At 65.7% G+C, this 11520-nt stretch carries 11 protein-coding genes; 8 read left to right on the top strand and 3 right to left on the bottom strand.

Translation table 11 applies throughout. The features are described 5' to 3' along the window. Window positions 1-56: 56 nt before the first annotated feature. On the top strand, window positions 57-356 hold the full coding sequence (locus tag HPY83_10510) for a nitrous oxide-stimulated promoter family protein (GenBank protein NPV08376.1): 300 nt from the start codon (window positions 57-59) through the stop codon (window positions 354-356). Window positions 357-517: 161 nt separating this feature from the next. Here HPY83_10510 and ychF read toward each other — a convergent pair whose 3' ends face one another. Together ychF and HPY83_10500 are read right to left on the bottom strand one after the other, a co-directional pair. After that, window positions 518-1609 carry a redox-regulated ATPase YchF gene (gene ychF / locus HPY83_10505; protein ID NPV08375.1) on the bottom strand — a complete coding sequence of 364 codons (1092 nt, stop codon included), beginning with the start codon at window positions 1607-1609 and terminating at the stop codon, window positions 518-520. A gap of 173 nt (window positions 1610-1782) precedes the next feature. Then, window positions 1783-4992 (bottom strand): GAF domain-containing protein, encoded by a 3210-nt coding sequence (locus tag HPY83_10500; protein ID NPV08374.1) that lies wholly within the window; start codon window positions 4990-4992, stop codon window positions 1783-1785. Window positions 4993-5319: 327 nt separating this feature from the next. Between HPY83_10500 and tsaB the strand changes: the two genes are divergently transcribed. The 3 genes from tsaB to HPY83_10485 are packed head-to-tail and all read left to right on the top strand — an operon-like array spanning window position 5320 to window position 7231. Further along, on the top strand, window positions 5320-5976 hold the full coding sequence (gene tsaB / locus HPY83_10495; GenBank protein NPV08373.1) for a tRNA (adenosine(37)-N6)-threonylcarbamoyltransferase complex dimerization subunit type 1 TsaB: 657 nt from the start codon (window positions 5320-5322) through the stop codon (window positions 5974-5976). A gap of 37 nt (window positions 5977-6013) precedes the next feature. Further along, window positions 6014-6568: a ribosomal protein S18-alanine N-acetyltransferase gene (gene rimI / locus HPY83_10490; GenBank protein ID NPV08372.1), complete on the top strand. Its 555-nt coding sequence runs from the start codon at window positions 6014-6016 to the stop codon at window positions 6566-6568. A 39-nt stretch (window positions 6569-6607) separates the two neighbouring features. Next, window positions 6608-7231: a uracil-DNA glycosylase gene (locus HPY83_10485; protein ID NPV08371.1), complete on the top strand. Its 624-nt coding sequence runs from the start codon at window positions 6608-6610 to the stop codon at window positions 7229-7231. A 39-nt stretch (window positions 7232-7270) separates the two neighbouring features. Here the strand turns inward: HPY83_10485 and HPY83_10480 are convergent, their stop codons facing one another. Continuing rightward, window positions 7271-7771 (bottom strand): MarR family transcriptional regulator, encoded by a 501-nt coding sequence (locus HPY83_10480; GenBank protein ID NPV08370.1) that lies wholly within the window; start codon window positions 7769-7771, stop codon window positions 7271-7273. Window positions 7772-8615: 844 nt separating this feature from the next. On the opposite strand from HPY83_10480, the gene HPY83_10475 reads away from it, so the two are divergent. From HPY83_10475 to HPY83_10460, 4 genes are all read left to right on the top strand, one after another. Then, window positions 8616-8945 (top strand): hypothetical protein, encoded by a 330-nt coding sequence (locus HPY83_10475; protein ID NPV08369.1) that lies wholly within the window; start codon window positions 8616-8618, stop codon window positions 8943-8945. A gap of 184 nt (window positions 8946-9129) precedes the next feature. Then, complete coding sequence (gene raiA / locus HPY83_10470; GenBank protein ID NPV08368.1) at window positions 9130-9759, top strand: ribosome-associated translation inhibitor RaiA; 630 nt, start codon at window positions 9130-9132, stop codon at window positions 9757-9759. A 141-nt stretch (window positions 9760-9900) separates the two neighbouring features. After that, on the top strand, window positions 9901-11016 hold the full coding sequence (locus tag HPY83_10465; protein ID NPV08367.1) for a hypothetical protein: 1116 nt from the start codon (window positions 9901-9903) through the stop codon (window positions 11014-11016). Beyond that, complete coding sequence (locus tag HPY83_10460; protein NPV08366.1) at window positions 11013-11483, top strand: low molecular weight protein arginine phosphatase; 471 nt, start codon at window positions 11013-11015, stop codon at window positions 11481-11483. Before HPY83_10465 ends, HPY83_10460 begins: the two co-directional genes overlap by 4 nt. The last annotated feature ends 37 nt before the right edge of the window (window positions 11484-11520 follow it).

Raw genomic sequence — 11520 nt, 5'->3', positions numbered from 1 at the left:
GGGTATGCCCGTCATCCTCCTGTCGAGGGCGCGGAGAAGAACGCCGATCGAGCGAGCTGAGCGTGAAGGACAGAGAGAAGGACCGTTACGTACTGGAGCAATTCATCGCCATCTTCTGCCAAGGCAAGCACCACACTAGCAGGGGCACGCTCTGCCCGGAGTGTGCGGACCTGCTGGCTTACGCCGAGGAGCGCCTGAGGCGCTGCCCCCACGATCCCAAGCCGGCCTGCAAGCACTGCCCCATCCACTGCTACCGGCCTGCCTACCGGGAGCGCATCCGCGAGGTGATGCGCTACTCTGGCAAACGGCTCATCCTCAAGGGCCGTCTGGACTTGCTGCGCCACTACTTCCTGTAGGCCCGATCGCCGGGAGGCTTCACCGCCGAGAGCGCCGAGAGCGCAGAGAGAACGCCGGGGGGAAGCGGGTAGAGCAGACCCTCTCAAGGGGCTGGTGAGGAACTGGAGCATATGTCTTCCCTCCGTTTCCTCCGCGGTCTCTGCGGTCTCGGCGGTGAAACTCAGGCGCTGAAGCGGATCTGAATGACGTCGCCGTCCTGCACCGGATAGTCGCGGCCTTCGGCTCGGAGCAGGCCCCGCTCCCGAGCGGCTGCGACCGATCCGGCCGCCCTCAGGTCCTCGAAGGCGATCACCTCGGCCCGAATGAAGCCTCTCTCCATGTCGCTGTGTATTCTGCCGGCTGCGCGCACCACCGAAGTGCCTCTCTTGATCTCCCAGGCCCGCACCTCGCGCCCACCCACTATGGTGAAGAAGGTCACCAGACCCAGAAGATCAAAGGCCACCCGCACCACCGTCTGCAGGCCCGATTCGCTCAGGCCCAGCTCCTGGCGGTACTGGCGTGCTTCTTCTTCGGTCCAGTCGGCTAGGTCGGCCTCCAGCCGGGCACAGATGGCCACCACCGGCACGCCCTCCTCTCGCGCCCGCTCCTCCACCGGAGAGACCACCTCGGCCACTCGGTCGAGCTGATCCTCTCCCACGTTGACTACGTACATGCGCGGCTTGTTGGTGAGGAGGAACAGCCCGTCCAGCAACGCCTGCTCCTCTTCGCTTCTAGGGAGAGACCGGACCTTCTCTCCCCTGTCCAGGTGCTGCTGGAGGCGCCCCAGGAACTCGACCTGGGGGGCGTGCTCCCGTGGCTTGGCCTTCGCCTCTGCTCGGACCCGCTCTAGCCGGCGCTCCACCGTACCCATGTCGGCCAGGATGAGCTCGGTCTCCACCACCTGTATGTCTTCCAGCGGGTCCACCGTGGAGGATACATGGGGGATCTCGGGGTCCTCGAAGGCACGCGCCACCAAGGCTATCGCGTCCACGGTGCGAATGTGGTGCAGGAACTGATTGCCCAGGCCCTCGCCCCGATGGGCGCCTCGAACCAGGCCGGCGATGTCCACGAACTCCACCGTGGCCGGGACGGTTCGCTCCGGGCGGACGTGCTCAGCCAGCCAATCCAGGCGCTCATCGCGGAGGGGCACTACCCCCACGTTGGGGTCAATGGTGGTGAAGGGATAGGCAGCCACCTGTGCCCCTGCTTGGGTGAGGGCATTGAAGAGGGTGCTCTTGCCTACGTTGGGCAAACCGACGATCCCGATCTGCAGGCTCACCTGGTGCCTCTCTTTCGGGTCTCACCGCAGAGGCCGCCGAGAACGCAGAGAGGAGGCGAAGGAGCAGATGGGAGACAGCCCGATTCCTGCTCCTCGTGCGTCCTCAACGACTGCCTCACTTCTCTTGCTCTTCGTTCCTCGGCGCTCTCTGCGGGCTCTGTGGTGGATCAGATCCCCATGGGCGCTTCGTGGCGGGGGAGCCAGAGACAGAACCGGCTACCTCGTCCCAGTTCGCTCTCCACCCACACTCGTCCCCCGTGCCAGTCTGCCACCGCCTTTACGATAGGCAGGCCCAGGCCGTATCCGCTCACGGCCTGTACTTCGGATCGGTCCACCCGGTAGAACCGGTCGAAAATGCGCATCTGATCAGCGGGGGCAATGCCGATCCCAGTATCACTGACGGCCACCAGCACTCCCCCTTGCTCATGGAGCACTTGGATGCCGATGGTTCCCCCCTTGCTGGTGTACTTGACGGAGTTATCTATCAGCGCGGTCAGGGCACGGATGAGCAGGTTGCGGTCGGCCTCCACCAGGGGCGGATTGGGCGGCAGGGACAGACGGATGTTGTGCTCGCGCTTCTCGATCTCCGGACGTAGCGATGCCAAGGCTGCCTCGATGGCACCGGCCACGCTACACCGTTCCAGGTGCGCCCCTTCGCCCCGTTCGATGGTGTTGAGGTCCACCAGGCAATCGAGCATTCCAGAGACGTGATCCACGTTGCGGATGATACGCTCGACGAAATCCTGCTGCTGGGAGTTGAGGTCTCCCACTCGGGGGATCATGCTGGCGTAGCCGCGCAGGAAGGTCAGAGGCGTGCGCACGTCCCGGGACAGGTTGGCCACGAAGTCGGCCTGAGCCTGCTCCCTCTGCTTCAGCTCGGTGACGTCCCGCATGACTATGACCCGGCCGCCGCTCCCGCCGTCGTCCAGGGTGATGGGCGAGACTGCTGCGGACAAGGTGGCGCCGCTGTCGAGGTGCAGCTCGCGGGTGAGGCACGACTGGCTGAGCGGCATCTCCAGCAGCATGCGGAGCGACGGATCGCGCACGACGTCCCGGGCTGGCGTCCTCTTGCGTGAGCGCTCCAGCCCCAAGACCCGCTCGGCCGCCGGGTTGGCCAGCACCAGCCGCCCTTCCTGATCGGCCACCACGATGGGGTCCGAAGTACTGGCTAGGATGGCGCGTAGGCGCCCTCGCTCGCTCTGGGCCTCGGTGAGCAACCGGCTATTCTCGTACACCACGGCCGCCTGGGCTCCCAAAGTGGAGAGGAGGCGGTAGTCCTGCTCGTCGAAGTGGCGGCGATCGGCGTAGAGGACCCACATGACGCCTACGTCCCTCTCTCCGGCAGCCAGCGGCAGGCAGATGGCCGACCGCACATCGGTGGCCAGGGCCTTGCCGGAGACACCGCGGAAGTAGCGGGCCACGCTGCGCACCGGGATGGGACGGTGATGGCGCCTGGCTTCGCGGGCGATCGGCTGCATGCCGGGGAGGATGTCGTCCCAGGCATCGAAGTCGCCCTCGCGCGCTACCGGCTGGCCGGGGCCAGGCTCGTCCAGGCAGACGCAGGCCGCCGCCGCTTGGGTGCCGGTGATAGCCGCCCGGAGGATGGGGCGAAAGGACCAGGCGTAACTGGCGGAGACGGAGCGGCTTACGTCCAGGAGCATGAGCAGGTCGGTAAGCCGACGGTGGAGCGAGAGGCGCATCTCCTCGAAGGAGCGGCCGAGGTGGCCGATCTCGTCGTGACCGCCGACGTCGGCGGCCACGCTCAAGTCCCCGGCAGCGATCTCGCTGGCGGTGGCGGCCAGGCGCATGAGAGGCTGGGAGTACCGCCAGGCCCACCACAGCACCAGAAGAGTGCCGATGGCAGCCAGGGCTATGGTGAGCAGAAGGCTGGGCAAGGCCAGGTCCAGCGCCAACCCGAGCACAACCTCGCTGGGGATCTCGATGACCACCTGCCAGGGATAGCCGGCAACGGGCAAGACATACACCAGGTGTCTGACTCCCGCGCTATCGGGGGCGTCGTAGGCGGCCCCGGTGGCCGTGGCGTAGACACGGGCATACTGTGGGCGCGCGTCCCAGACGGCCAGCACGTAGGTGGGATCGGGATGAGCGAGGATGCGGTGCTGCTCGTCCACCACGAACCCGTTGCCGGCGTCTACCGTCCACTGGAGGTCGCCGATGATGTCCTGCCACACCTGGCTACGGGTGGGGCGCATGCGGCCCAAGAGCCGGCCTGAGGGCCCCTCGGGAGATATGAGAGTGATCAACGGGCCCTCAGCGTCCCGGTGCATGGTAGTGACGGCGGCGCTCTCCGGCGACAGGCTCGCCAGGGCCTCTCGCTCCACCGGCGTCAGGCTGACCGGCTCCCCCGAAACAGTCACGGCGGCGACCAGCTCGCCATTCTCGGTCAACAGAAGGGCAGAGAAGTCGCGGTGCAGTTCGAGCGAAAGGCGCAGACTCTGTTCGCGCCGGGCTGGGTCGGCGAAGTCATCGTCGGTCAGGCTGAGGCGCAAGAACTCCTGCCCCTGTTCCAGGGCGCGGGAGAGGCGCTGGGCGGCGCTGCTGGCGTCGCGGGCGGCCTCATCGAAAGCCCAGCGGGTGGCGCTAGAGATGGCGGAGGTCCCCAGTAGGGTAAGCACTGCGGCGAGCGCCAGCCCGGCAGTGGGGACGTACGCGGCCAGAAGCTGGCCGCGGAGGGAGCGGGAGTAGGGGGCGACGCGTGACGCGATGGGGACAGGCCGGCGCAGTCCGGCCAGGTAGAGCACTTGCACCAGGAGGCCAGCCAGGTTGGCCTGGAAGATGAGCGTTGCTCCGGCAACGAGGGACTGATTCCAGGCGGCAAGGAGGCTAGTCAGTGGAGGGCCGAAGGTGGTCGAATGGGCGGCCAGGAAGGTCACCGGTGTGGTGAGCAGGGCAGCCAGGGGGGCGGCCAGCAGCGGCTGCCGCAGGAGGGAGAACAGGCGGCCACGGTAGGACTGAGTGAGGAGGTAGCTCAGGAACACGCCGTAGTAGGCCCCTTCGAGGCAGGTGAGGGGGTTGTGGCTGTACCAGAGCGCCACCGCGGCCGAGCTGGTCAGGCCCACTAGGGCAGCCTCGAGAGGGCGGGTGCGGGCGGCCGCCACCGTCACCGGAACCAGTACCAGTACCGGCACCAGCAGGCCGGCACCGCCGGTCATCCAGGCGTACGAGCCCGGCCAGACGTGCAGCACGGCGACGTGCGCCGCCAGCAGCGCCGGGGGCACCAACGCCGCCGAAGCACCTGCCGGCCAGCGCCGCACTAGGTAACTGCGTCGGGAGTGCAGCAACGCCAGGGCCACTAGGACCACGCTCGCGGCCACGAGCGCGTAGTAGGCGCTGGCTCGGGAAGGCGAGAGCAGCATTGGAGCGCGCCAGGCCTCTATAAGGGTCAGGTGGGCAACTGGGTCCATGACGGAACCGGATCACTCGCAGTTGGCGTTTGCATGAGATGTGGCAGCGGCGCCGAAGGCTGGGCACGCGGATTATAGCAGCCAGGCAGGGGATAGGGAACAGGGGATAGGGAATAGGTTACAGGGGATAGGGAATAGGGAAGGCATGCGAAACCAGTGGCGCCGCCGTCTCTCGACTCCCTACCCCCTGTAACCTATTCCCTATCCCCTGTGACCTGGCCCTTTGACACTGGCAAAACCCGTTCCCTATACTGCTTCACTATGGAACTCATCCTTGCTGTGGACACAGCGACTGCGGTTGCCAGCGTAGCTTTGTGGTCGCCCTACCGCCTGATGGCGGAGGAGACCTGGGCATCGGAGGCTAATCACACCGTCGAGCTCCTGCCCACCATAGCCAGGCTGCTGGAGCGCAGTCACGTGCAGCCTCGGGACCTTTCGGGGCTGGCAGCCACCCGGGGCCCAGGGTCATTCACCGGGGTGCGCATTGGCGTGTCGCTGGTGAAGGGACTCGCCCTGGCTCTGGGCATCCCCCTGGCTACTGTTCCTACCCTGGACGTGATCGCCTATGGGCAGTCGTCGCGGCACCTTCCAGTTCGGGCAGTGATCCAGGCTGGCCGAGGGCGGCTGTGCTGGGCCGACTATCGGTGGCATCGCCGTCGCTGGTCGCAGCAAGGGGAGGTTTCCTTAGGAAGACCTGAGGACCTGGTAGCGAACGTGCGGGGAAGGACCCTCTTCTGTGGTGAGCTGTATGAAGAGGAGGTCACCCTCATTCAGCGGACGCTGGGCCCGGCCGCGGTGGTCGCTTCGCCGGCCGAGGGCCTTCGCCGGGCCGGCTACCTGGCCGAGCTTGCCTACCGGCAACTGATGCGCAACGAAGCCGACAGTCTGACAGTCTCGCCCGTCTACTTGATGCCGGGAGGAGGTGTCAGTGTGTGATCCCGAAGATCTGCCGTGTCCTTACCGTGTCAGGCCCATGGAGCTGGCCGATGTGGACCAGGTAGCGGCGGTGGAGAAGCTGTGCTTCCCCCTACCTTGGCCCCCAGAGACGTACCGGCGGGATCTCCGCTACCACGGGAATACCCACTATCTGGTAGTGGAGCGGATGAGGAATGGCCGGCAGGTGGTCGGATTCTGCGGCTACTGGCTTATTGATGGGGAGGTTCACGTCTCGACTATCGGGGTGCATCCGGAGTACCGCGGCCTGGGCCTGGGGGAGTACCTGCTGGCTCGCATGCTGAGCGACGCCATCGAGCGCCACGCCACCGCGGCAACCCTTGAGGTGCGGGTGTCCAACTCGGTGGCGCAGTGCCTGTATGCCAAGTACGGCTTCCGCGTCACCGGCAGAAGACGTCGTTACTATCGCGACAACCACGAGGACGCCCTGATCATGGAGGTAGAGTCGCTCACCAACGACGGTTACCGTGCCCTGTTCGAGCGCCGGTGCCAGGCGCTGGCAGCCAGGCTGGGTGAGGGAGCACTGGAGAGGATAGGACCACGGGCGAGTGCTGGGTCGGCCTCCGCCGGCTGAGGTGGCCCTCGGGCCCTGCCAAAGCATGAGGAGACGCTGATGCGTCAAGTGCCGGATGACCTGTCCGCGGTACACAGGCAGATCATGAGCTGCACCTGGTGCGATCTGTCCCGGTCCCGAACGCTGGCGGTCCCTGGTGCCGGGGACCCAGAAGCGCGCGTGATGTTCGTCGGCGAGGGGCCAGGGTTTCACGAGGACCGCCAGGGCTTGCCGTTCGTGGGCGCCGCCGGACGTCTCCTGGACCAGCTGCTGGAGGGGATCGGGCTGGACCGGTCGGAGGTCTTCATAACCAACATCGTGAAGTGCCGACCGCCAGGCAACCGCGATCCTCTGCCTCACGAGATAGAGGCTTGCCGCCCTTACCTGGTCAAGCAGGTTGAGCTGATAGACTGCGAGATCATAGTCACCCTGGGTCGGCTGGCCATGGCCCAATTCCTGGGCCCAGGCCTCTCCATCTCCCGTGTTCACGGACAGGCACGACGGCGCGATGGCCGCCTGGTCATCCCCATGCTCCACCCGGCGGCAGCGCTCCGCCAGGAACGCTACCGCCAGGACCTGGAACTTGACTTTGCCGTGCTCAAGCGAGCTCTGGACGAAGGTATAGAGCCCATGCCCGAGAGCCGGGACGACCGGGAACCCCCAGAACAGCTCTCTCTGCTCTGAGGATTCGCCAGCCCGAGGCTTGACCTTGACCGCGGCGGGTTACGCCGAGCTCCCCTCGCGCCGCTCCAGCGCCGTGGTATAGTGCTGCAGCACGTCGCACACGCAGTGACGAAACTCCGGCTCCATGTGCGAGAGAACAGCCGCCAATCGTCGCCGCCGAACCTCCCTGACTTCCTCCAGACGGCGGCGACCCGCGTCTGTGAGCTCGACCAGGACGGAACGCCGGTCATTCGGGTTGTTCACCCGCTGCACCAGCGCCATGTTCTCCAGCCGATCGATGATGCCCGTCATGGTGGCGGAGCACTGGTGAGCCATGTCGGCAATCTTGCCCATACGCTCGCGGCCGCCGTCGAAGGTCTCGATGGCGGATAGAGTCACGTACTGGGGCACGGTGAGGCCGAAGCTCGCCGTCTCGCTGGCGAACTCGCTCTGCTCCGCAACCAGTAGCCGCTGCACCACCTGCTCCAGTTCCCGGGCCTGCTCGGACAACTCGGAGTCCTCACTGCCGCCTAGCACCGCGCTAGCACGCTCTAGTGCCATCGGATCCTCCTCCAGCGATCTCAGCTTCGGCTAGCGAATATATACATCTTGCGCCAAACCGTCAACTCCAAAAAGGAGCTCTTAACTCCTTCTTGCTCGCTCACGTCTGTATTGGGCACGCCAGACCTGCCTCCGCCCGGACCGAGCCGCCCCTCACTCCTTCCAGGCTCTCCTCGGGGAAGCGGCAATCGCCCCGATGGGCCATCACGTCCGGATCCACCAGCAGCCGCGACCAGGACTCCGAGGACGCCCGGGCCAACAGACAGCACCACCCCGCGCCTTCCCCAGGAATGGCCGCCGTGAGGGAAGACGGAGCCCGGCCGTCGCCGGGGAGGCGTGTCGCATCCTTGCCTTGGCCGGCCCCACAGCAGAACCTGAACACAACGACTGCTGCCTCGCGCTCAACCGCACAGGCCGAGGCTAGACTCCTCGCGCCTGAGGCACTGCACCGGCGCCCCAGCTGACGCCGCGGGCTGTCCGCAGTTGATAGGCTCCATGACACTCCTGGTGCCTAGCCGTTTTGGCTCCCTATACTCAGCAGACTGCACCGATTTTAACATGTCTGTCAACAGGCTGTGATCAGCGTCAGGGTGATTGCGTCTTCGCTGGCTCAGGTGCCCGCTTGGGGAGTCCGCGCTCCCAGGCGCGGGTTGATGCGCCCTCCCCATCTCCAAGCAGGGCCCTGGCGCGCGCCCACGCGCGCAGTCTTCAGCGATCTGGGGCGGCCGAGGCAGGAGATGCAATCGCCCTGCGTCAGCGCCCAGAGGAGTCAGGGTTTTGGCACGGAAAGTGAAGCCCTCCTAGGGGCAACTCAAGGCTGAAGGGCCAGAACTAGGAGGGCTTCATGGCAGGCGCAGCAGAACAGGAACTGGCAGTAAGACAGATCATGGCTGGTGTTGAGGAGCGAGTCAAGGCCATGTTGGAGCATGCCGAGCAGCAGCCTGAGGCGAGCCTGGGCGAGCTAGAAGAAGAGATATCTGAGTTGGGCAGAGTCTGCATTGCCGGAGTGCTGGAGGTGGCCACGGAGGGTCGGCGCCAGGCTGAGGAGCAGCTTGGTCTGCTAGGGCTTTCTCAAAGTCGAACCAGCGTTGGGCGAGCTGCCACGTGGCGCTGGCCAGCAACCACGGCCGGCCAGCGAGCAGGCGAGGAACAGAGGCGATGCAGCATCCGATAGCGCCCAGACTGGCTCTGATAGGCATCTCTGGTCGCTTGCCATAGGACTTTGAGAAAGCCCTGTTGGTCTGCTACGTCGTTGACAGTGAACTAGCCTGAGCCTATAATCGCTGCCTTGACCATGGGTTTGGGGGGATCCCCGGTGGCGGTACCGGTACCGGCGACCCAACTGGAGGATGAGAGTTATGCTGGCAATCAGCATCAAGGCGAGAGACGTAGAACTTACTGACTGGCTGGAGAACTACGTTGAGAACAAGATCGGGAAGATGGACCGCTATCTACCGGTCTTGACTGAGGCCAGGATCGAACTTCGCTACGAATCTATCCGCGACGCGTCGAGCCGGTACGTGGCCGAGGTCACGTGCTGGGGCGGAAAGGTCACCATTCGGGGTGAAGAGCGGGGACCGGACGTGACTGCAGCCATAGACTCGGTAGTGGATGTCCTGTACCGCCAGATAGTGCGATACAAGGGAAAGCGGTTCGCCCGCACTCGCCAGGCGGTGGCCGAGGCTCAAGCGCGCGAGGAAGCTCGCGCCGAGGCTCGGCTGGAGGCGGAGCGGCTGGCCATGGAGATGGGAGAGGCGCCCCCGCTGCCTGAGGACCTGGTGAGCGAGTTGGCCGAGGAGGAGCCTTCGCCTATCGTCCGGGTCAAGCGTTTCACGCTGCAGCCGATGGACGAACAAGAGGCCATCGAGCAGATGGAGCTGCTGGGGCACACCTTTTTCGTGTTCTGGAATGCCAACAACGGCCGGGTCAACGTAGTCTATCGCCGGTTAGATGGGAACTACGGCCTGCTTGACCCAGAGCTGGCCTGATACCGATCGGAACTGATGACGCCGGGCCCTGGGGATGGAGCCCGGCGCTTCTCTTGTGTGGGAGCCGCGAACGGGCGACGGCCTGCCGAGCGTAAGGTCGGGCCGCGCCTCTTGGTGAACCCGCTCCTTTCGGGAGGTCTGGTGCCCCGCCCTACCGCCATAGCTGTCATGTTCGGCTACTCCGATGCCAATGACGTCCGGCGCCTGGTGCAGGAGGCTCGCCTGGCAGCCACCGAGGATCTGCTTGGGCGGGTGGCGGCCTGTGGGTGGGACCGAGTCATCTTCTGCTCCAACCGGCCTGACGCCCTCGAGGCGCCTCCCTCTCTGGTTCTGGAGCGCATCTCTAGCACTAGCGATCCCTTTCACTTTGGGCGAGAGATACAGAGCCTGGTGCAAAGGTGTGGGCTGGAGGACCACGGCGTTCTCTACGTGGGTGGAGGTCTGCCCTTGCTGACGGCGGCCACGATGGAGCTAATGCGCGGCTACTTGGCCGAAGGCAACAATGTGGCCATCACCAACAACATCCATTCCTGCGACTTCATCGGGTGGTCCCCCGGTGCCGCCGTGGGGCGGATCGTCCCGCCAGACACCGACAACGACCTGGCATGGCAGTTGCGACGCGCCGGGGTGGAAGTCACCGAGTTGCCTCGCAGCGCCGAGACCACGTTCGACGTGGACACTCCCACGGATCTGGCCCTGCTGTCGCTCGCCCCAACCGTAGGGCCACGGATGGCGGCGCTCCTAGCTCGGGCACCGATAGAGCGGGTGCCCCTTCAGGGGCTGATGGCCGTGCTGCGCTCCTTCGACGATACGGTGCTGTGCTACGGGCGCATATCGCATCACTCTTGGGCCTACTTCGCCCAGCGAGCCGCCTGCCAGACTCGGATCATCAGCGAGGAACGCGGCATGCGAGCCAGCGGCAGGCTGGCCCGGGGAGAGGTGCGCTCTCTTCTAGGCTTCCTGGCTGACCAGTCGGGCTTTCCCGCCACCTTTCGCATGCTGAGCCAGCTGGCCGGAGGGCTGATCCTGGACACGCGGGTGCTCATGGCCCACTGTCGCCAGTGGCCCTCGACGGAGGACCGTTTCAATGCCGACCTGGGCCGGGTGGAGGAGGTACGGGACGCATGGCTCCGGGATATGACCCAGGCGGCCCTAGACTGCGGGGTGCCTGTGGTGATGGGAGGGCACTGCCTGGTCTCCGGCGGGCTGTACCTCCTGGGCGATGCCGTGGGTCCAAAGGAGATACCGCTGGCGTGAGGGAAGTCCTTTTCGTCTGCAAGGGTAACACCTGCCGCTCCCCCATGGCGGCGGCTCTCTTCCGGCAGATGGTAAGATGCCATGGCCACAGCGATCGGTTGCGGGTATGCTCGGCAGGCATCTGGGCGGTTGAGGGGCAGCCGGCGACGGCGGAGGCGCAGAAGGTGATGCAGGAGAGGGGTCTCAGCCTGGCGAGCCACCGGGCTCATAACCTGACCGCTGCCGACGTCCGACGCGCAGGGGTGATCGTCGCTCTGGAGCGCAGCGTGGCCGAGGCCATCGTGATCGAGACTCCGGAGGCGGCGGGCAAAGTGCACACCCTGGGGCAGTTGGCCGACGATCCACGAGACGTGGAGGATCCCATCGGGCAGCCGCTCGAGGCGTACCGCCACACGGTGGAGGACCTCCAGGGCATGCTACAGCGGGCCTACGGGAGAATCATGACGCTCCTGGCGCTACCCCTCTAGGCGCCAGGAAGCCGGCGGGTATCTCGAGGTGCTACCG

The sequence above is a fragment of the Anaerolineae bacterium genome, from assembly GCA_013178015.1.
GTDB lineage: Bacteria > Chloroflexota > Anaerolineae > DRVO01 > DRVO01 > Ch71.
This window is presented reverse-complemented; position numbering and strand designations above follow the sequence as displayed.